Here is a 19,714-nt window from a genome sequence, read left to right on the forward strand (position 1 = left end):
TGACTGAATTGACGAATGATCGTAATCTGCTCTCATGGAGCGTTCCTTCGCCGAGCTGTCCTTCGAGAACGCCGTCGACCCGGCGCTGGCCGTCGAGGCCGGAAGCGGTCGAATCCTTGCTGTCAACGATTCCGCCCGCCGCCTGTTTGCCGCCGGCGCCGATCTCGAGGGTGGTCTGGTGGTGGAGCTGTTTCCGGGGCAGGTTCCGGCTCTGACCGTCTTCACCGAAGCCGTCCTGCACAAGGGGCGCTACGCCACGCGCGCACTGACTCCCCGACGTGTGGATGGCGGTGCCGAGGCATTGGAATGCCTCGGCACGGTGATCGCAGGAGCGTCGGTTCCCACGGTCTTGTTGTCCTTCTCCGATCTCGACGCGCGTCGCCAGCGCGATCTCGACGCCGATGCAGAGGATCATATGCGCGGCGGCATCGCCGAATGGCGGCGAACGGAAAGGCTCTTTCAGGAGATCGAGCGAGGCAGTCAGCTCATCCTGCGTGCGGCGGGAGAAGGCATATTCGGCGTCAATGACGAAGGCCGGACAACCTTCGTCAACCCGGCTGCCGAGTCCATGCTCGGCTGGGAGCCCGGCGCGCTCGTCGGTCGCGACATGCACGCTTGCGTGCATCACCATCGGGCGGATGGCAGCCACTACCCGCATCAGGAATGCCCGATCTACGCCGCTTTCCGCGACGGCTCCGTCCACCATGTCGAAAACGAGATGTTCTTCCGCAAGGACGGCACTGGCTTCTGGGTCGAATACACCTCGACGCCCATTCGCGATCGCGGCCGGCTGGCGGGCGCCGTCATCATCTTCCGGGACGTCACCGCCCGCCACGAGGCCGACGAGAAGCTGCGCGCCGCGCTCGCCGAGGTCGACAGCTTGCGCGAGCGTCTCCAGAATGAGAATGCCTATCTGCAGGAGGAAATCCGTAGCGAGCGGAGCCATCGCGGCATCATCGGCAGCTCGGCGGCGATCCAGGGCATTCTGAGGCAGGTGGAGTTGGTCGCGCGCACCGACGCGGCCGTCCTGATCACAGGCGAATCCGGCACCGGCAAAGAACTGATCGCCAGCGCGATCCACGAGGCGAGCGAGCGCGGCGCCCGCCCGCTCATCCGCGTCAACTGCGCCGCCGTGCCGCGCGACCTGTTCGAGAGCGAGTTCTTCGGCCATGTCAAAGGCGCCTTCACTGGCGCACTGCGCGACCGCCTGGGCCGATTCGAACTCGCCGATGGCGGCACACTCTTCCTCGACGAGGTTGGCGAAATCCCGCTCGAACTGCAGGGCAAGCTGCTGCGCGTTCTGCAGGAGGGGGAATTGCAGCGCATCGGCGAGGAGCGGACCCACCATGTCGACGTGCGGGTCGTCGCCGCAACCAACCGCGACCTGCGCCGCGAGGTGCGCGAAGGCCGTTTCCGCGAAGACTTGTTCTACCGGCTCGCCGTCTTCCCGATCGTCTCAGTGCCACTGCGCGATCGGCTGGACGATGTTCCTGCCCTGGCGCTGCATTTCTTGGCGATGGCGGAGCGCCGGCTACGCACGAGCGGGCTGAAACTTTCGAAGAGCAACGTCATGCGGCTCTGCGCCTACGACTGGCCCGGCAATGTTCGTGAACTCCAGAACGTCATTGAGCGCGCGGCCATTCTGGCTCGTGACGGACGCCTCGCAATCGACCTGCCGGGATTGCCGCAGCCCGCTCCGAAGGATACCTCGCATCTTGTTCCGACCGGCGTGCTGCTCACTGAAACGGATCGGCGTGAGCGCGATCGAGCCGCGCTGATAGCCGCGCTGGAGGCTGCAAGCGGTCGAGTCAGCGGGCCCGGAGGCGCAGCCGAACTCCTCGGGCTCAGGCCGACGACGCTGGCCTCTCGTTTGAAGAAGCTCGCAATCGACCCGCGCGGCTACAGGTAGCGCCTGCCGCGGAAATTGCAGCATCATCTGTGGAGACCGCATGGCCTCACACTGGGATGCGCGAGAGCCTCCCTGACTGAAACACCGAAGCCGTCTCAAATCATCTGACGACGGACACTATTCAGCGTACCTGCGAAAACGTCGGCTTCCTGGCAGCCAGTGAATGTCAGGAATTGGCGGATATCGTTGAAAAAGTCGGCCTGCGAGCGAGGCGATCACGGGGTGCGATTTGCCGGCGAGCGCTTTCGCCCTTCACGCGGGCCTGACCGACGGTCTCAACCATTTTATTCGCGAAGCCGGTCCTGAGAATGCTCCGGCTCTGCTTCTGCCGCACGGTTATCCGTGCTCTTCCTTTCAGTTTCGGCGCCTGATGCCAGCCCTGGCCGATCGCTGGCGCACCATCGCCTTCGATTGGCCGGGCTTCGGCTACAGTGACACACCGGATCCGGCAAGGTTCGGATATGATTTCGACGCCTATGCCGAAGTGCTCGCAGATGTGACGGAGTCGCTTGGCCTGGAGCGCTATGCAGTCTGGCTTCACGACTACGGATCGCAGATCGGTCTCCGGCACGCCCTCGCGCATCCTGAGAGGATCGCGGCGCTCATCATCCAGAACGGCGACATTTACGAAGACGTTCTTGGTCCGAAATGCGAGACAATCAAAGCCTGGTGGGCTGACAAATCTGACGAGAAGCAGGAAGGCTGACATCGCGTCGGCGGCTTTCCGCCGTTCCTCGGCCGAGAGGGGCCCCAAAGTGATGGGGATGTACCCGCCATTGTAGAGGATCCGATCGAGGAACTGATCGCGTTCTCGTTCGAGATCCGCGGATTCCAGCGAGGGGTAGAAGGACCTTCAGGTTTTCACCGGAACGCTTGGCAGCCTTCCGGCAGTCGGGAGCACGGATAAGAGGCTACGGAACCTGACGCCGATCGAGATCATCGAGCGAAGACACCTTTGCGCCCGCCAACAGCGGTCACTGGCCCCATGTCGCGGCAAAAGCCTTCGAGCGGCGCCTCGATCGTCGCCTGCGCCTCCCGACTTCCGTCATAGCTGGCACGCTGTGCCAAGCTCGCCCGTCGGCAGATTGTGCACAATCAGTCCAAGCCATCGTCCGGACTTGGTTCATGCCACTGACAGCGCTAGATCGAAGGGTCTGGGGCGGGTTCCGTACATGCCTGCGGTACCGGGTGGCACACGGCGTATCGCGCTTGCGAGCCAGGCGCTCAGCTGAAATTTCCCGCTCGTCCGAATCCGCCCACCAACAAAGGCGGCCCTGCCGAAAAAGCCTGCAGAACGGCAGATACTGCCGCTGGAATGCGGGAGAGTCCGCCCCGCGATAAAGACCGTATCCAAATATAAAGAGGGGACACATGAAGACCATCGCATCTGCATTGCTCGCATTCGCGGTTTCGATGACCGTGATGCCGGTTCAGGCGCAAACGACGACGCTCGCAACGGTCAAGAGCCGCGGGGCTTTGATCTGCGGTGTCAGCCCGGGTCTAGCCGGCTTTGGCATTCCGGACGCTCAAGGCGAGTGGGCCGGCCTCGATGTCGATCTTTGCCGCGCTATTTCGGCCGCGATCTTCAACGATCCGAAAAAGGTCAAGTTTACGCCGCTCTCATCGAAGGACCGTTTCACCGCGCTCCAGAGCGGCGAAGTCGACCTGCTGTCCCGTACCTCAACTTGGACAATGGCGCGAGACACCACGCTCGGCCTGACCTTCGCCGGCGTGAACTACTATGACGGCCAGGCCTTCCTTGTGCAGAAGAAGCTCGGGGTCGACTCTGCGCTGAAGCTGGACGGTGCCTCGATCTGCCTGCAGCAGGGCACGACGACGGAACTCAACGTCGCCGACCATTTCCGCAAGCACAAGATCAAGTATGAACCGGTGACCTTCGACAAGGGCGATGAAGCCATCAAGGCCTTCGAATCCGGGCGCTGCGACGCGCTGACCGACGATGCCTCTGCATTATACGCCCTGAAGCTGAAGCTGGTGAACCCCAGCGACGCGATCGTCCTGCCGGAGCTGATCTCGAAGGAGCCGCTCGGCCCGGTCGTGCGTAGCAGTGATCTACAGTGGTTCAATCTGGTTAAGTGGGTTCATGCTGCCATGCTCGATGCGGAAGAGCTCGGTGTGACAACGGCGAATGTCGACGAGATGCTGAAATCGCCCAACCCCGAAATCCGCCGCCTGCTCGGTGTCGAGGGCAAATTCGGCGAGGGGATAGGATTGACCAACGACTGGGTCTACCGGATCGTCAAGTTCGTTGGCAATTACGGCGAAGCCTTCGATCGCAATGTCGGCAAGGACTCCGTTCTCAAGATTTCCCGTGGCAAAAATGCGTTGTGGATCGAGGGAGGCCTACAATACGCGCCTCCGATCCGTTGATCTGGCTTTGTAACGCCTGGCTGTGAATCAGCTCTGAAGCAGGACCCAGGGCGATACGCGTGCCATCTTAGTGATTTAATTCGTCAACTTAATTCGTCAACTTGGAAGATGGCTGGGTCCCGGTCGGCGCCGATCGGGCCCCAGCAGGAACAGAAACCTCATGCCGGTGGTCTGAGGTAGGGGCCTGCTTCGATGCTGTTTGAACCGCCCCGGTTTCGCCGGAGGCCGTTTGGTTTGAGTCAGGCTGCGATGGCTGGCTCGTCCAGCATCGCGTAGTAGCGTTCTTCGGCTTCGGCGGGCGGGATGTTGCCGATGGGCTCCGGCAGCCGGCGATTGTTGAACCAGTCGACCCAGCTCAGGGTCGCGAACTCCACGGCTTCGAAGGATCGCCACGGCCCGCGCCGGTGGATGAGCTCGGCCTTGTAGAGGCCGTTGATCGTCTCGGCCTTGGCGTTATGGGATGGACGCCTCCCGCTCCGCGCCCTTGATTAGGGGCTTTTGATGAGCAGGAGGCCGGGACATGCGGATGCTGGCAATCGACTTGGCGAAGCAGTCATTTCACGTGCATGGGATCAGCGCAGACGGCGAGATCATCTCGCGGCGCGTCGGCCGTCAGGGCTTGCCGTCGCTGATTGTGAAGCTCGCTCCGGCGGTTATCGCCATGGAGGCATGCGCGACAGCCCATTATTGGGGGCGCCTGTTCATGGCTGCCGGACACGAGGTGCGGCTGATCAATCCCCATTTCGTCAAGCCCTTCGTGCGCGGATCGAAGAACGACGCGGTGGATGCCGAGGCGATTTTTGATGCGGCATCGCGGCCGACGATGCGTTTCGTGCCAGTCAAAACCGAGGAGCAACAAGATCTGCAGTCGCGGCACCGCGTCAGGGACCGTCTCGTGGTGCAACGGACCAGCTTGATCAACCACCTGCGTGGTCTGCTGGCCGAATACGGCCTGATCTATCCGAAAGGTGCGGCGCTTCTTCTTTCACGCGTCCGCGGCGGGCTCGCCGAAGCCCGCGTCTCCGCCATGGCGCGGGAAACCTTCGAAGCGCTTCTTGACGAGTTGGAGAGCCTGGAAGGCCGTATCGAGCGGCTAGACGATAGATTGATCGCCATCTGCCGAGAGGACGAGACTTGCCGCCGCCTGATGACGCTACCAGGTGTGGGCCCGATTGTTGCGACGGCACTCGCCGCCAGCATCGGCGATCCTCGACAGTTCCAGTCTGGAAGAGAGATGGCGGCCTGGATCGGCCTGGTTCCGCGCCAATATTCGACCGGCGGCAAATCCCGTCTGGGCGGGTCGGGCGACGCGCGAACCACTATCTGCGTCGACAACTCGTGCATGGCGCAAGAGCGGTCGCGTTGAGGTTGAAGACCAAGACAGATCCGCGATCACGCTGGTTCCAGGCGGTGATTGATCGCCGCGGCTTCAACAAGGGGATCGTGGCCATGGCGAACAAGACTGTTCGGATCGCCTGGGCGATGTTGACGCGGCAGGAGGACTACGCCCGCGCCTGATGTGGGTATGAAGGTCGTCGCGCAAGCGATGATGCGTGCGAGATGAAGGATGATGGCAACTCGGCAAGGACCGCGTTCTCGACCCTGACCTACGACATGGCCTTCGAGGCCGATAGCGTTATGAGGGAGAGAGCAGCGGAGCCCATCATGGCCCGGGGCGGGATCGCTCCAGCGACAGGCCGGATAGATTTACGCACCCAATGCCGGGTTCAACGTCAGAAATCATCTTGCTGCGGGAGGCGTCCATAGATTGTCGTAGCTGTCGCCCACACTGCCGAACGGAGGGCTCGATACCGGCCTCGGCGAGGCGCTCGGTGTATCGAATGCTGACGTATTGAGAACCTCTGTCGGAATGATGCACGAGGCCACCCCGGTGCACAGGTCGGCGCTCGTGCAGGGCCTGCTCCAACGCGTCGAGCACGAAGCTGGCATGGGCCGTCCGGCTCACCCGCCAGCCGACGATCCGCCGAGCATAGGCATCGATCACGAAGGCGACATAGACGAAGCCTGACCAGGTCGAGACGTAGGTGAAGTCCGAGACCCAGAGCCGGTTCGGCGCCGGTGCATGGAAGACCCGGTTGACATGGTCCAGCGGGCACGGTGCGGCCTTGTCCTGGATGGTCGTGCGGATCGGCTTGCCGCGAATGACACCTTGCAGGCCAAGGTCCGACATCAGGCGTTCGACCGTGCAGCGGGCAACGTCGAGCCCCTCGCGCAACATCTGCCGCCAGACCTTGCGCGCGCCATAGACCTCGAAGTTCTCACCGAACACACGCTCGATCTGCGGCTTCAGCTCCAGGTCCCGCTTCGCCCGAGCCGACAGCTTCCCCGGATCGATCCGTTTGGCGACATGCTCATGGTAGGTTGACGGGGCGATCGGGAGCACCTTGCAGATCGGCTCGACCCCATAGGCCCTGCGGTGATCGTCGATGAAGGCGATCATGACCGGTGTCGGCGGTCGAGCTCCGCCTGGGCAAAATACGCCGACGCCTTGCGCAGGATCTCGTTCGCCTGCCGCAGTTCTCGGTTCTCGCGTTCGAGAGCCTTGAGCTGGGCCGCCATGTCCGTCGTCAGCCCAGGCTTGCGGCCGCTGTCGACCTCGGCCTTCTTCACCCACTCGTTCAGCGTCTGCGCCGTGCAGCCGATTTTGCTCGCGATCGACGTGATCGCCGCCCAGCGCGACGGATGCTCGGCTTCGTGATCCAGCACCATCCGCACCACGCGCGCACGCACCTCAGGCGAGAACTTGTTCGTCGTCTTGCTCGTCATGGCCCCATCCTCTCAGGAGTTGGGGCCTCCGGCAAAGCCGGGACGGTTCACCTGATGGCAGGGTTTGGGTAGCGTTCAAGTGTGCTAGACTGCCGCCGCGCGAGACAGCAGCCAGGGTGCGGCACTACCGACAAGAGGCAATCATGTCCGGGCTGGATCCGTCACATGTCATGCAAGTCGGGATGGGGTTCTTTGCGTCGAAGACACTGCTTTCAGCCGTCGAGCTGGAACTCTTCACCAAGCTCGCTAGCCAGCCGATGACGGGAAAGGAGATCGCCGCGGCATTGCAACTCAGTCCACGCGCCATACCGGACCTCCCCGACGCATTAGTGGCTCTCAAGTTTCTCCAACGTGAAGGCGACGGTCCGGATGCGCGCTACTCGAATACGCCGGAGAGCGCCCTTTTCCTGGATCGAAATAGCCCTGACTACATCGGCGGCATCCTCGAGATGGCGAACGCTCGCCTGTATCGATTCTGGGCGGACCTCACCGAGGCTCTCAAGACCGGAATGCCACAAAACGAAACCAAGCACTCCGGCGAGCCAATGTTCACGAAGCTCTACGCGGACCCGGCACGCCTTGAGCAGTTCATGAACGCGATGTCGGGAATCTCGGCCGGAAACTTCAAAGAGTTTGCTCGGACATTCGACTTCTCCACGTTCAAGACCCTTTGCGATGTCGGTGGTGCGACCGGGCAGCTTTCCTGCATGGTCGCCGCAGCGCATCCGCACATGCGTTGCACCAGCTTCGATCTCCTCGAAGTCGTGCCGTTAGCCACACGCAAAATACAGCAGGCGGGCCTGACCGACCGGGTAACGGCTGTCGGTGGCGACTTCTTCACCGATCCATTGCCCAAGGCGGACGTCATCACCATGGGGATGATCCTGCACGACTGGAACCTTGATAAGAAGAAGATGCTCATTCGGAAGGCCTATGATGCCTTGCCCCCAGGCGGTGCATTTGTGGTTATCGAGGCGCTCATCGACGATGCAAGACGAGAGAATGCATTCGGTCTGATGATGTCTCTCAACATGCTGATCGAATTTGGCGACGCCTTCGATTATTCGGGATCCGACTTTGCGGGCTGGTGTCGTGAGGTTGGATTCCGGGATTTCAAGATCATCCCGCTGACGGGTCCGTCGAGCGCTGCGGTCGCCTACAAGTAGCTCGATTGCGATTTGAGTTCGCCGCCCTGGCCCTTGATATTGGCCAAGCGATTGCCCGTGGCCGTTTGCCGATCGCCTCGATAAACGAGCTGGATGGCCGCTCTCGGCGCGACGGCGACGAACCGTTACCACGCCGACGACTTCAGCTTTCGGCCTTGACCCGTAATCAACCGAACCAATTGGAAAGTCCGCAAAAGGGGCGGCGATGCCGGCCCCGGAGCTGATCGATCCCGAATGTCCGTGTGTGGACGCCCCTTCGGATGCAAGAGGTTTTTGTCGAGGCGATTGGCGCTCAGGTTCAGGTGCGTCCGTGTGTCCGGCCTACTGGTGCGGCCGTTCACGGGACCGCTGGCCTGTATGGAGATCGCGGGTCGGGTCCACACCGCTTCCGCGCGCTCGAGGCGCTGGGACATATTCCCTGGTTTTCCCGACCCCGTCTTCTGACCGTTGCGCCATACCTCTCTTCGGACCTTCCTGCCTCCCTGACCGCCTCTGACCGCCTCGGCTTCTATGCCGCAGCAGTCGGAGCTCTGTAGGATCCGCCGTGCGCCATGAGCGCCCAGACGATCCTGGCAATCTTGTTGGCCAATGCCACCGTCACCAGCATGCGTGGCTTGCGTGCCAGCATGCCGTCGAGCCCCGGACTGGCTCGCGATCTGTCGCGGGCCGCGACCTTGACCGCCGAGCTTGCGCCCAGGATCAGGAGTCTGCGCAGGCTGCGTTCGCCCATCATTGTGGTCCTGCCCAGACGCTCCTTACCACCACTGGAATGCTGCTTGGGGGTAAGCCCCAACCACGCGGCGAAGTCTCTGCCCCGTCGAAAGGTGTGCGCTGCTGGCGCCAATGCCACCAAGGCTGTGGCCGCGATTGGTCCGATGCCAGGGATCGTCATCAACTGCTTTGCGACAGGATCGGCTTTCGACCGGGCCGCGATCTTTCGACCGGGCCGCGATCTTTCGATCGAGCTCTGCGATGTTTGATTGGAGCATCTGCAAGCTTGTGGCGATCATTGCCAGGACCGGCCGAGCCTCGGCCGGCATGTCACTCGCAGGATCGTCAATCAGGTCGATGAGCTTGCTCACATGGCCGGGTCCCTGGGCCACGATGAAGCCGAACTCGGCAAGGTGGCCGCGCAGCGCGTTGATCAGCTGAGTTCTCTGGCGCACCAGAAGGTCGCGCGTGCGGAAGATCACCGCCGCCCCCTGCGCCTGCGCGCTCTTGGGCGTGACGAACCGCATCGTCGGCCGCTGCGCCGCCTCGCAGATCGCCTGCGCGTCGGCCATGTCATTCTTCTGCCGGTGGACGAAGGGCTTCACGTATGCTGGCGGGATGAGCCGGGTCTCGTGCCCTAGTGTGGAGATCTCCCGAGCCCAATAATGAGCACTGGCGCAGGCTTCCATCGCAACCAGGCAGCGTGGCAGGGCGGAGAAGAAGGATAGCACCTGATTCCGCCGGAGCCTCTTGCGGAATATGACCGAGCCGGTCGCGTCAGCCCCATGCGCCGGGAAAACAGCCTTCGCCAGATCGAGGCCAATGGTGGTAACTTCACTCACGGACGCCTCCTTTGCAGTGGTGCGCTCAAACACCACCACTTTGGCACTTCGATGCCGTCAGGGGGCGTCCACCCCATCGCTTCCAGGCGACGAGGCAGAGTCGGCTACTGGCACATTTCGCCCGGACGAACGACTGACGTTTGTGGCCCGTTGCGGACTCCCGGAGCGTCCGCTTGCTGGCAGGCCAGCTCGGCGCGATGCGTGGGCAGCCGCGTTTGGTGCAAGCCGAGCATCTTTCAGACTGAAACAGTCTCTGGAGACCAATTGTAGCGATCGCAGCGATGGATGCTCCGAGCGAGGTCCCGGCAACGAGCTCAGGCGCCAAAATCAACCAGAACGGTCTTGTGGCGCAGATTCTGCTCGACAGCTTGCCGGCCGAGATCCTTGCCGATCCCGGAACTCTTGAAGCCGCCTGTCGGCAGGATGAAATCGAGCGTGCGGCTGTAGCGGTTGATCCAGACCGTCCCGGCCTTGATCGCTCGCATCGCACGCAGGGCGCGGCCGAGATCGCGGGTATAGACGCCGGCCGCCAGCCCGTACTCGGGATGGTCCGCCAGGGCGAAGCCCTCTTCCTCGCTCTCGAAGCTCTGGATCGTCAGAACCGGGCCAAATACCTCCTTGCGCACCGCTGCCGTCTCGCCATTGACCTGCATCAGCATCGTCGGCTGGTAGAAGGCTCCGCGGTGCCCCTCCAGGCGCCCCCCGCCGAAGATGCAGGCTGCGCCCTGCTCCAGGCTCGCCGCAATGATCCGCTCGATGCTCTGCGCCTGCTGCTCCGAGATGATTGGCGAGAAGGAGGTCGTCTCCAGCCAGGTCGGTCCTGGGGCGATGTCGGAAAGAAGCGTCTGCAGCAGCGTCGCCAGTTGCTCCGCCACAGCCCGCTGGACGATCAAGCGCGAGCCCGCGACGCAGGCCTGTCCGGCATTGGCGAGCAGCGAGCCGGCAATACAGGCCGCGGCCTTTTCGAGGTCCGCGTCGGCAAACACGAGCTGGGGGCTCTTGCCGCCCAGCTCGAGGGTGACAGGTTTGAGGCCGCTCTCGGCGGCGGCCTTCATCACGGCGATACCGGTGCGCGTCGAGCCGGTGAAGGAAAGCTTGGCGATGCCGGGATGGCGGCAGAGCGCTTCGCCGGTGCTGCCGGTGCCGTGGACAACGTTGAGGATGCCGGGCGGGATGCCGGCCTTTACCGCGAGCTGCGCCAGCAGCACGGTCGAAAACGGTGTCAGCTCGGAGGGTTTCAGGACGATGGCGTTTCCGGCGGCCAGCGCGGGGCCGGCCTTCCACGATGCCATGCTGAGCGGCACGTTCCAGGGCGTGATGGCGCCGACGACACCATAAGGTTCCGATACGATCAGGCCGAGATTGTCGCTGCGCGTCGCGGCGACATCGCCGCCGAGCTTATCGGCCCATTCGGCGAAGAAGCGGATGCCCTCGGCGACGCTCGCGACATCGCCGCTCACGGCCTGTGCGATCGGTCTGGTCGAGCCCAGGGCTTCGAGCCGGCCGAGCTCCGTGCCGCGTTCCTCGATCAGGTCGGCCCAGCGCCGCATCGCGCGCGCCCGTTCGCGCGGCGGCTGGCTCGCCCAACCACTGGTCGCCGCAGCTTCAGCCGCATTTCTCACCGCCCGGTCGACGAGATCGCCATCCGCGATCGGCACCTCGGCATACTCGACCAGATCGGACGGGCGCGCGACCGGAAGGCGGGCACCGGTACCTTCGACGACGCGCCCATCGATGAAGTGCCGGCAGGCGACATGATGCCGTCTCGTCGTCGATTGTGATCGAGGAGTCGCGGTGGCGCGGCGATGCGCAGGAGGCAAGCAGCGGCCTTCGGTGCAGGTAGCTCCCCCGATGCCGCGACGCTTGCCCGTTCTCACCCGGACGGCAGCCGCCCGGGTGCGAGGGTCTCAGCGGACCGCGAGCGCGTCGGTCAGCTCTTCGAGGTTGGTGGTGTAGCTGAGCGACTTGCGGGTCGCGACGACGACGCTCCTGATCATGCAGTGGGTGCGGCCGGAGGGCAGCGGGCGGCCTTCATTGATCAGAGCTTCGTCCGCGTTGATCCAGATCCAGGCCTGGGCAAGTTCCTCCTGCGTGGCCCCGGTCTTGGCGATCTCGGCGATCAGCACGGGATCGACCGGGCCGAGGATGGCTGCGATTTCGTCTGGGCTCATGCCGTTCTCCATTACTGGCACTCGCTCTCGGACCGCCCGCTCAGGGGAGGAAGCGAGCCGATCCACTCCTCGGAGCGTTCCGAATGGAGCCGGCGGCTCCAACAGGATGCCGCCGGCCCCGGAAAGGCCTCAGGCCTTGATCGCGATACGTTTGATCTGCGACTGGGCCTTCTCGCTCTTCGGCAAGGTCACGCTCAGGACGCCGTTCCTGAAACGCGCCTCGATCCTGTCTTCCTGGACCTCCGCGCCGAGAGGGATTCGGCGTTCGAAGCGACCATAAAGGCGTTCCGAGAACTGCCGCTCGCTGTCGTTTGTTTCGGAGCGCTTCTCGCCCCTCAGCGTCAGAACGCCGTCCTGGAGCAGGACCTCGACGTCCTTTTCTTCGAGCCCCGGGATCTCGGCCGTCACCTTGATCGCGGCGTCGGTCTCCGAGATCTCGACATTTGGCCAGCCGGCGCCGAAGGACGAGAGGACGCCGGAGGTCGGCAGGCGGCTCTCGAAGGTCCGGAAAACGTCGTCGAAGAGACGGTTCATTTCCCGATGCAAGGACATGAAGGGACTGCGGTCCTCGTCCCGGAACACGGATGGGAGCATACCGCCAGTGTGGCGGCCCCAGGGAATCAGATCACGAACACTCATGACTGCCTCCTTCATACTGATCGGATATAGGTCAGCCTGCGACGCTTAGGCGGCGCGCTCTGCGGCTTCGTCGCGCCCGCCTTTGGTATCGGAAGCCTCAACCCCGCTCGCGATCGCAATCCGTCGCGGCTTCTTCTCCTCGGGGATTTCGCGCTTCATCGCGATCGTCAGCAGGCCGTTCTCCAGCTCCGCTTGCGTCACCTTCACATAGTCGGCGAGCTCGAAGCGCCGCTGGAACGGGCGGGCGGCGATGCCGTGATGCAAGTAATCGCCCCGATTGCTATCGGCCTTCTGGCCCGACACGATGAGCAGGTTCTGTTCCTGGGCAACGGTCAGATCGTTCTGCGAGAAGCCCGCGACCGCCATCGCGATGCGGTATTCGTCCTTGCTGGCCTTGATGATGTCGTAGGGCGGCCAGTTGTCGCTGTCTTCGGCCCGATTGGCTTCGATGGCGTTCAACAACCGTTCGAAACCGATGCTGGACCGGAACAGCGGGCTAAAGTCGAGAGTGGTACTCATAGCCACATCCTCCTTGGAGCAACATGGGTACAAGCGTTCGTCTCGACGCCGGGTCTGCTCCCGGCGCGACCATGCCGGCTCCGACTGGCAGCCGGCAAAAACGATCTAGGATGAGGCCGAACGGTTTCAAGCCTTTAGCGCCATCCCTGATCGAAATCTCGTCCAGGACGCTCTGACGGTCCCCTCACGGCGGGCTTGCTTGGTCACCGCATAGATCGGCAGATCCTCTCGGGCGGTCGCGAGTTTGCTGTCGAGTATCGATACGGCGAAGGGCTTGACCTGACGAGAACGCCTACCAAAATTACAGCGGCCGCCGACAGCGACAGCTTGCTCGAGGCGGCGATCAACCAAACCGGATCCATGTTGCTTCCAGGAGGATATGGCTATGGCAACGTTGGCAATCGCTCCCCGCTCAGGGAGGACTGCATGATGAAATCCGACGACTTCGAAAGGCCGGTCGTGATTCTGACCGGGCTTGGGCATCCGGCAGCGATCGCGTCGGCCATGGAAGCCTACATGTTCCTGGCCGACTGGCCTGTGAGCAGGCGCGATCCCGTGCATGGCTTCGCCCTGAAGACCTGCCTGGCGGCGATCCGCGGCGAAATCGAGCCGGATACGGCACGCGGCTTGTTCGCGTCGTGGGCCGAGAAGCACAATCTTCTCGCGCCCGACGTCGCGGCGTTCATCGGCAGCCGAAAGGAAGGCTCGCGGGGCCACGCCTGACGCAGAAGGGCCCGGCACCGCCCGAAGCGGGCCGGGCCACCTTAGAAGTCGTGGACAGCGTTATGAAGCGATCGCAATTGTCCCCGGCGGCTCGGCCGACGGCAGCGCGTCCTTACGGCCTCGCTGCGGCGTCGGGGCTAATGGCGGGTACGGCGATGGCCGCGGTCCTGACCCTTGCTGCGAAGGCTGAAGTACAACGCCCCGTCGGTCCTCTCAACGCGACCAGTTACTGCTGCCGTCGTCAGCGCGGAAAACATCTTAGCCTCGGTGCGCACGCGTGTCGGCCGCCTTTCGTGCCGCAGCCTTACGTCCGGCCGTTCCCTTGGTCTGCGCAGCCTTCCGCGCGGCGGCCGAGCGCTCCTCAGGGGTGCGGCGTGACGCTGCCCGCTTTGCTTGCTTCGAAAGCGCATCGTGCGATGCGGTGTTTTTCGGTTCATGTTCGAGAACGTCGGACACCGCCTTCGACACCTTCGGGCGGCGCTTGGGCTTACGCTCGCCCTGGCCGACCGCGTAGGCATATTCGGCGCTCTTGCGGGTGCTTTCCTTGACCTTGCCCTTCTTGGGCGGCGGCAGGTCGACGCCCGCTCGCCTGGCCTCGGAAAGGCCGATAGCGATGGCCTGTTTGGTCGAACGCGCACCGTGCTCGCCGCGGCGGATCTCCTCGATTTCCTTTCGCACGAATTCACCGGCCTGCGTGCTCGCGGATTTGCCTTCACGTTTGTCGTTGCGGGCCTTCTCGATGGTTTTCTTGTCCGGCATCGTCTTCTCCCTTGCTGAATGGACTGCCGCGGGTAGCGAGGTGCTACCTTCAATCAAGGCAACGCTTCGACCGCTTGGAGGATCCGCATCGAGGAGATTACGAAGATCTACGGAGCCTCCGGCCGCCACGACAGTGCTGAGAGCGTCGAAAGACTAAGTGCGACGAATGCGATCGCGGTGTTGGCTGCGTGGGAGAATTCCCATTGGCGGCGTAGGGCTTCCCAGTTCGCCGGGACCGTCGTCCAGTTCTCCGTCGTTTGATTGGCGGGCAGCGTCCAGAGGACGAAAATCACGAGCATGAGCGCAAAGCATAGTGCGGCGCAGGCTGCGAGCCATGAGGAGCCACTCTGCGAGCGCACCAGGAACGCCAGCAGAGAGTTCAGGAGAAGAGCAGAAGGCCAGAGCCATCCGAGAATGGCCCATCCCCGATAAATGCCCTGGACCGTGAAGTAGTCGGCCTGAGACAGTCCGATCTTGTTGGGGAGGACGGCGAGATGGGCTCCTGCCGGGATCAGTGTGAGTGCGGTCACAATAACAGCGAGAAACTGAATGGTTCTGATCGCCATTATCCGTCTCCCTTTCCGAAGGTCTCGGTGGCCTAGACGCCGAAGGGGAAGGTCTCGACGAGTTCCCCGACGTCCCATTCGGACGAGCGTTCCAGCGGCTCAACCGCGCGCGTCTCGTCGAAATGCAAGAGGACGTCGAACTGGGCGGCTAGATTGGCATGGAAGTAGTGGCGGGCCCGCTCCGTCTCCGGCCGGTAGATCACGCCGATCGCCCGTTCCAGGAGCTGTGGCGGCAAAGCTTTGCCATCATGGCGCAAGTCGAGCTGGAAGCGACCGGCAGAGATAGCATGCAACAGGGCTTCGAAGCTGCTCGGCAAGGCTGGCCGGACGGTTTTGCGCTCCGAGATACCGCCCATTCCGAGGCGGCCGTGACGGTTCCGCGATAGGTCGTGAAGCCGACGAGGAAGGCTTCATGCTCATGGGCCTCGCGAACGAGCTGTCCGAGATTGATCTCGCCGATCCGACTTCTTTCCGTCGCCCGGGCATCGCCGAGATGGGAGTTGTGCGCCCACACCACGATCTTCGGGGCTCGGGCGCCTCTGCCGAGATGGGCGGCGAGCGCTTCGAAGGTCTCGGCCATGTGCCGATCGCGCAGGTTCCAGGTGGATTCCGGAGCCAGGAACATCGCGCGGTAATAGGCCTCGGCATTCTTGACGAGGCGCGCGTTCTGCTGGGCCGCGAAGAGATCGTCTTCGTCCGCGCCCTCCTGGGGTTGCGCTCCGACGGCGCGCCGCTTCAGCATCTCGACCAGTTGCGCGACCACGGCATCCTGCCAGGACTTCTCGACCTCGTTGCCCGCGATGAACCCGTAGGATTGCGGATCCGGCCCGAAATGATCGAAACAAGCATAGCGCTGGCGTGCGGTCTCTGCCGCGGTCGGGTCGACCTTGTCGAGATAGCGCAGCACGGCCTTCATCGACCCGTGCAGAGCATAAAGATCGAGCCCATAGAACCCGGCCCTGGTCTCGTTTCCGACGAGAACCTCATTGTGCCGGCGCAGCCATTCGATGAAGTCGACGACGACCTTGTTCCGCCACATCCAGGTCGGGAAGCGCCGAAAATCCGAGAGAGCCTCCCCGGCGTCGAGGTCTTCGCTCGTTATCTGGGCGTAGCGGTTGACCCGGTAGGCATCGGGCCAGTCCGCCTCGACGGCGACGGCGGTGAAGCCCTTCTCCTCGATCAGGCGGTGAGTGATCCGAGCCCGCTCTTCGTAGAATTCGTGAGTGCCGTGCGAAGCCTCGCCGAGCAGCACGAAACGGGCCTCGCCGATAAGGTCGAGAAGCCCATCATAGTCACTCACCCCGCCGGAAAGCCGAACGATGTGCTTCCGCAGCTTGGCGGTGGTGGCATCATCGGCGAAGTCCCCGTCCGGGGAGCCGGTTGCACGCGTTGACCTCGCGAGCAGCCCACGGACCTCATCATCGCTCGTCTGGGAGAAATCCTCGTACCAGCGCCCGAGACCGATCAGAGGTTCGGGCGTCGTCGCGCAGATCACCTCGTCCGCATCGGCCTGCATCGCCTCGCAAATGTCGGGACTGCCCACCGGAACGGCGGCGATGATGCGGGACGGATTGCCCTTCCGCAGCGCCCTGATAGCAGCCAGCATGGTCGATCCGGTCGCCAGTCCGTCATCCACGAGGATAACGGTTCGTGCGTTCACCCGGAGCGGCGGACGTCCACCACGATAGAGGCGTTCGCGGCGCAGGAGCTCCTTTTCCTCCTTCGCAGTCACGCCGTCGATGACATGAGGTGGAAGCCCGAGGCCATTGACCACCTCGTGGTTCAGGACGCGGACGTCACCGGTCGCGATCGCTCCCATGGCAAATTCCTCGTACCCGGGAACGCCGAGCTTGCGCACGATGAAGACGTCGAGAGGCACCCCCAGGCTCCGCGCCACTTCGAAGCCGACGGGAACGCCCCCGCGCGGCAGGCCCAGCACGATCACATCGTCGCGCTCTAAGTAGTGAGCGAGCTTAGCGGCAAGCTCCCGCCCGGCTTCGCGTCGATCCGAGAAGACTCTGCGCATGACCCCGGTTCCGACTAAGCCCGGTCCTTGAGGGCGCTCGCTCCTTCCTGCTTGGCACAATGGGCACAGCAATAGATGACGTCGTCCTGCTCGACTCCGTGGCCAATGACGCGGCAGCCGCAATGCGGGCACGTCGGCGCGAGTTTCTGAACGGCGCATTCGAAACTATCGAATGTGTAGGTTTGTCCGTCCGAGATGATCTGGAAGGACTTATCGTAGTCATTTCCGCATTGTTCGCATCGGGCCATGGCATCGCCCTCCTTTGAGGTCGAACCAGTGACGGAATGCGAAGTTCCGGATCGCGATGCTTCTATATGGACGAGGCGAGCAATCTGCCGACGAATGAGGCGCTGCTGTCGCTGAAGGATGTGAGGCGATCTAACGCGCGCGGCTCGCTCACGAGAAAGCCGGTGGCCAGAGCGCGACGATTCCGACGGGGACCGACAGGCCATTTTCCCCCGGCCCCAGGATCTTGGCGGCGGAGGTCCATTTGCTCGACGTTCTGTCACTGCCCTGTGGGCAGCCTGTCGATGAGCTTGTCGCTGGCCGCCGCGAGATCGAATACGCCTTCGGCCCGCGCATAGTCCACCCGGACCAGGCCGGCGGCGGCGCGCGCCTGCTCGAATGTCTCCGCGACGACGAGCGCAACCGCCTGATGGTAATGCTCGATGGCGGGGCCTCCGAGCAGGGTCGCGGTGTTCCGGCCGCCCTTGCTGAGCTTGCCGGCCTTCTCCGCCGTGACGATCGCGAGCACGCCGGGCGCAGCCTGCGCTTTCGCAAGGTCGATCGAGACGAGCCGCCCCTTCGGGATCGCCGCGCCCACGACATAGCCATAGGCCTGGTTCGGCACGACATCGTGGCGTTCATAAGCGTAGGGCGCCGTGCCCGTGGTCTTGAGCGGGCCGTCGATCCGGCTGGTGGGCTGGCCGATCACCTTGAGTTGGTCGATCGGGTTGGTGGTCGCTGGGATATCGAACCTCATGGCTCATCCTCGCGCTTCTGAGAGAACGGCACCGAGGGTGCGCTCGATCAGCGGCAGCTTGAATGCGTTCTGCTGGGTCGGGTTGGCGCCGGCGCGGCCTCTGCCGCCTCGACGCGCCATGGCTTGTGCGCCACGCCGCCGAGCGCCACGCGCCCGCTTCCGTCCGGCTGGACGATCGCACCGACCGAAACCAGTGCAAAGGCGTAGGAGGCGCGATCGCGGACCTTCCAATAGATCTGCTTGCCGCCGACCGGTTTCGGCAACGTCACCGCCGTGATCAGTTCTCCGGGCAGGAGGGTGGTCTCGATCTGGGGCGTGTCGCCGGGCAGTCGGTAGAACTCGGCGATGGAAATGCGCCGTGCTGCGCCATCCGGGCGCAGGGTCTCCACCGTCGCGTCGAGCGCGCGCATGGCCACGGCCATGTCGCTCGGATGCGTGGCGATGCAGGCATCGCTGGTGCCAAGAATGGCGTGATTGCGCGTGAATCCGCCGATAGCCGAACAGCCGCTGCCGGGCTGGCGTTTGTTGCACGGCTGGTTGGTGTCGTAGAAATAGGGACAGCGCGTGCGCTGGAGGAGGTTGCCCGCAGTCGTTGCCCTGTTGCGCAATTGGCCCGAGGCGCCGGCAAGCAGAGCGCGCGAGAGCAGCGGATAGTCGCGCCGCACGCGCTCATCCGCGGCGAGATCGGTATTGCGCACCAGGGCGCCGATCCGCAGGGCGCCGTCGGGCGTGGCTTCGATCTTGTCGAAGGCGAGCCCGTTCACATCGATCAGATGGGTGGGCGCCTCGATCTCGAGCTTCATCGCCCCGGATCCGGGTGGCGGCGGCAACCGCTTCGGCCGGCGAAGTTGCGCGTTCGTAGGTGAAGGACTTCATGCCTTCCTCCTCGCCACCTCGCTGATGGCGTCGATGATGTTGGGATAGGCGGCGCAGCGGCAGATGTTGCCGCTCATGCGCTCGCGGAGCTCCATGGCCGTCAGTTCCGGCCGCGCCATCAGATCCGCGCTGACATGGCTAGGAATGCCGGCCTTGATCTCGTCGAGCACGGCGACCGCCGAGCAGATCTGGCCCGGCGTGCAATAGCCGCATTGATAGCCATCGTGCTTCACGAAGGCGGCCTGCATCGGATGGAGGTTCTCGGGCGTGCCCAGCCCCTCGATCGTGGTGACGCTATCGCTCTCGTGCATCACCGCCAGCGTCAGGCAGGAGTTGATCCGGCGGCCCGCGACGATCACCGTGCAGGCGCCGCACTGGCCGTGATCGCACCCCTTCTTGGTTCCGGTGAGATGAAGATGCTCTCGGAGTGCGTCGAGCAAGGTGGTACGAACATCAAGCCTGAGTTTGCGTGTCTCGCCGTTCACGACCATCGACACATCGGACATGGAGGGCTGGTCAGGCATCGTCGACCTCCCGGAAGGCGCGATAGGCTGGGCGTGAGCTAGCGATGGAACCCCACGCGCCGCGGAAGCACCCCAGCAAGGAGCACGTCCCGTCGCCTGATCTCGTGATCGCTATGGATTTGC

General features: G+C 63.5%; 14 protein-coding genes, 7 pseudogenes and 1 other annotated feature. Of the genes and pseudogenes, 6 read left to right on the top strand and 15 right to left on the bottom strand.

Going from position 1 to position 19,714, the window contains the following annotated elements:
* Positions 1-34: 34 nt before the first annotated feature.
* The 3 genes and pseudogenes from FQV39_RS31220 to FQV39_RS31230 all read left to right on the top strand — a co-directional run bounded on the left by FQV39_RS31220 (position 35) and on the right by FQV39_RS31230 (position 4,300).
* On the top strand, positions 35-1,909 hold the full coding sequence (locus FQV39_RS31220; RefSeq protein ID WP_149134345.1) for a sigma 54-interacting transcriptional regulator: 1,875 nt from the start codon (positions 35-37) through the stop codon (positions 1,907-1,909).
* Positions 1,910-2,138: 229 nt separating this feature from the next.
* Positions 2,139-2,603: pseudogene (locus FQV39_RS31225) on the top strand (alpha/beta fold hydrolase); the annotation flags it as partial.
* Positions 2,604-3,280: 677 nt separating this feature from the next.
* Entirely contained in the window at positions 3,281-4,300 is a 1,020-nt protein-coding gene (locus FQV39_RS31230; RefSeq protein ID WP_149134346.1) for an amino acid ABC transporter substrate-binding protein, read from the top strand.
* A gap of 239 nt (positions 4,301-4,539) precedes the next feature.
* Here FQV39_RS31230 and FQV39_RS31235 read toward each other — a convergent pair.
* Positions 4,540-4,755: pseudogene (locus FQV39_RS31235) on the bottom strand (integrase core domain-containing protein); the annotation flags it as partial.
* 65 nt (positions 4,756-4,820) lie between these two features.
* Here FQV39_RS31235 and FQV39_RS31240 point away from each other — a divergent pair.
* Positions 4,821-5,818, top strand: a pseudogene (locus tag FQV39_RS31240) (IS110 family RNA-guided transposase).
* Positions 5,819-6,067: 249 nt separating this feature from the next.
* Here FQV39_RS31240 and FQV39_RS31245 read toward each other — a convergent pair.
* Positions 6,068-7,087: pseudogene (locus tag FQV39_RS31245) on the bottom strand (IS3 family transposase); the annotation flags it as partial.
* Positions 6,687-6,803 (bottom strand) — a sequence feature (AL1L pseudoknot). It overlaps the preceding pseudogene by 117 nt.
* 143 nt (positions 7,088-7,230) lie before the next feature.
* On the opposite strand from FQV39_RS31245, the gene FQV39_RS31250 reads away from it, so the two are divergent.
* Positions 7,231-8,253 (top strand): methyltransferase, encoded by a 1,023-nt coding sequence (locus FQV39_RS31250; RefSeq protein WP_149134347.1) that lies wholly within the window; start codon positions 7,231-7,233, stop codon positions 8,251-8,253.
* Positions 8,254-8,761: 508 nt separating this feature from the next.
* On the opposite strand, the gene FQV39_RS33970 is transcribed toward FQV39_RS31250, so the two are convergent.
* The 6 genes from FQV39_RS33970 to FQV39_RS31275 all read right to left on the bottom strand — a co-directional run bounded on the left by FQV39_RS33970 (position 8,762) and on the right by FQV39_RS31275 (position 13,135).
* Entirely contained in the window at positions 8,762-9,103 is a 342-nt protein-coding gene (locus tag FQV39_RS33970) for a transposase (protein ID WP_248313561.1), read from the bottom strand.
* On the bottom strand, positions 9,009-9,806 hold the full coding sequence (locus tag FQV39_RS31255) for an IS110 family RNA-guided transposase (protein ID WP_248313523.1): 798 nt from the start codon (positions 9,804-9,806) through the stop codon (positions 9,009-9,011). Before FQV39_RS31255 ends, FQV39_RS33970 begins: the two co-directional genes overlap by 95 nt.
* A gap of 314 nt (positions 9,807-10,120) precedes the next feature.
* Positions 10,121-11,542, bottom strand: coding sequence for an aldehyde dehydrogenase family protein (locus FQV39_RS31260; RefSeq protein ID WP_248313562.1), 1,422 nt, complete (start codon positions 11,540-11,542; stop codon positions 10,121-10,123).
* A 171-nt stretch (positions 11,543-11,713) separates the two neighbouring features.
* Positions 11,714-11,977 (bottom strand): hypothetical protein, encoded by a 264-nt coding sequence (locus tag FQV39_RS31265; RefSeq protein ID WP_149134349.1) that lies wholly within the window; start codon positions 11,975-11,977, stop codon positions 11,714-11,716.
* 129 nt (positions 11,978-12,106) lie between these two features.
* Positions 12,107-12,616 (bottom strand): Hsp20/alpha crystallin family protein, encoded by a 510-nt coding sequence (locus FQV39_RS31270; protein WP_149134350.1) that lies wholly within the window; start codon positions 12,614-12,616, stop codon positions 12,107-12,109.
* A 45-nt stretch (positions 12,617-12,661) separates the two neighbouring features.
* Positions 12,662-13,135 (bottom strand): Hsp20 family protein, encoded by a 474-nt coding sequence (locus FQV39_RS31275; protein WP_149134351.1) that lies wholly within the window; start codon positions 13,133-13,135, stop codon positions 12,662-12,664.
* Between the two features lie 429 nt (positions 13,136-13,564).
* Between FQV39_RS31275 and FQV39_RS31280 the strand changes: the two genes are divergently transcribed.
* Complete coding sequence (locus tag FQV39_RS31280; RefSeq protein ID WP_149134483.1) at positions 13,565-13,858, top strand: DUF982 domain-containing protein; 294 nt, start codon at positions 13,565-13,567, stop codon at positions 13,856-13,858.
* 258 nt (positions 13,859-14,116) lie between these two features.
* On the opposite strand, the gene FQV39_RS31285 is transcribed toward FQV39_RS31280, so the two are convergent.
* The 7 genes and pseudogenes from FQV39_RS31285 to paoA all read right to left on the bottom strand — a co-directional run bounded on the left by FQV39_RS31285 (position 14,117) and on the right by paoA (position 19,591).
* A complete protein-coding gene (locus FQV39_RS31285; protein ID WP_149134352.1) occupies positions 14,117-14,617 on the bottom strand; it encodes a DUF6496 domain-containing protein in 501 nt (166 codons plus the stop codon).
* A gap of 107 nt (positions 14,618-14,724) precedes the next feature.
* Positions 14,725-15,183: a DUF1772 domain-containing protein gene (locus FQV39_RS31290; RefSeq protein ID WP_149134353.1), complete on the bottom strand. Its 459-nt coding sequence runs from the start codon at positions 15,181-15,183 to the stop codon at positions 14,725-14,727.
* Positions 15,184-15,215: 32 nt separating this feature from the next.
* Positions 15,216-17,209 (bottom strand): annotated as a pseudogene (locus tag FQV39_RS31295) (erythromycin esterase family protein).
* Between the two features lie 14 nt (positions 17,210-17,223).
* Positions 17,224-17,457 (bottom strand): hypothetical protein, encoded by a 234-nt coding sequence (locus FQV39_RS33975; RefSeq protein ID WP_149134354.1) that lies wholly within the window; start codon positions 17,455-17,457, stop codon positions 17,224-17,226.
* 290 nt (positions 17,458-17,747) lie between these two features.
* Positions 17,748-18,191: pseudogene (locus tag FQV39_RS31305) on the bottom strand (xanthine dehydrogenase family protein molybdopterin-binding subunit); the annotation flags it as partial.
* 3 nt (positions 18,192-18,194) lie between these two features.
* Positions 18,195-19,067: pseudogene (locus tag FQV39_RS31310) on the bottom strand (FAD binding domain-containing protein).
* Positions 19,064-19,591: an aldehyde dehydrogenase iron-sulfur subunit PaoA gene (paoA, locus tag FQV39_RS31315; protein WP_248313524.1), complete on the bottom strand. Its 528-nt coding sequence runs from the start codon at positions 19,589-19,591 to the stop codon at positions 19,064-19,066. The pseudogene FQV39_RS31310 and the gene paoA overlap by 4 nt, the downstream one beginning before the upstream one ends.
* Between the last annotated feature and the right edge of the window lie 123 nt (positions 19,592-19,714).

The sequence above is a fragment of the Bosea sp. F3-2 genome, assembly GCF_008253865.1.
GTDB lineage: Bacteria > Pseudomonadota > Alphaproteobacteria > Rhizobiales > Beijerinckiaceae > Allobosea.

What these genes read in the sequence shown, in the direction of transcription:
- FQV39_RS31290 (WP_149134353.1), bottom strand. Translation starts at nt 15,183, where the DNA reads ATGGCGATCAGAACCATTCAGTTTCTCGCTGTTATTGTGACCGCACTC.
- FQV39_RS33975 (WP_149134354.1), bottom strand. Translation starts at nt 17,457, where the DNA reads ATGGCCCGATGCGAACAATGCGGAAATGACTACGATAAGTCCTTCCAG.
- FQV39_RS31250 (WP_149134347.1), top strand. Translation starts at nt 7,231, where the DNA reads ATGTCCGGGCTGGATCCGTCACATGTCATGCAAGTCGGGATGGGGTTC.
- FQV39_RS31280 (WP_149134483.1), top strand. Translation starts at nt 13,565, where the DNA reads ATGAAATCCGACGACTTCGAAAGGCCGGTCGTGATTCTGACCGGGCTT.
- FQV39_RS31275 (WP_149134351.1), bottom strand. Translation starts at nt 13,135, where the DNA reads ATGAGTACCACTCTCGACTTTAGCCCGCTGTTCCGGTCCAGCATCGGT.
- FQV39_RS31270 (WP_149134350.1), bottom strand. Translation starts at nt 12,616, where the DNA reads ATGAGTGTTCGTGATCTGATTCCCTGGGGCCGCCACACTGGCGGTATG.
- FQV39_RS31220 (WP_149134345.1), top strand. Translation starts at nt 35, where the DNA reads ATGGAGCGTTCCTTCGCCGAGCTGTCCTTCGAGAACGCCGTCGACCCG.
- FQV39_RS31265 (WP_149134349.1), bottom strand. Translation starts at nt 11,977, where the DNA reads ATGAGCCCAGACGAAATCGCAGCCATCCTCGGCCCGGTCGATCCCGTG.
- FQV39_RS31285 (WP_149134352.1), bottom strand. Translation starts at nt 14,617, where the DNA reads ATGCCGGACAAGAAAACCATCGAGAAGGCCCGCAACGACAAACGTGAA.
- FQV39_RS31230 (WP_149134346.1), top strand. Translation starts at nt 3,281, where the DNA reads ATGAAGACCATCGCATCTGCATTGCTCGCATTCGCGGTTTCGATGACC.
- paoA (WP_248313524.1), bottom strand. Translation starts at nt 19,591, where the DNA reads ATGCCTGACCAGCCCTCCATGTCCGATGTGTCGATGGTCGTGAACGGC.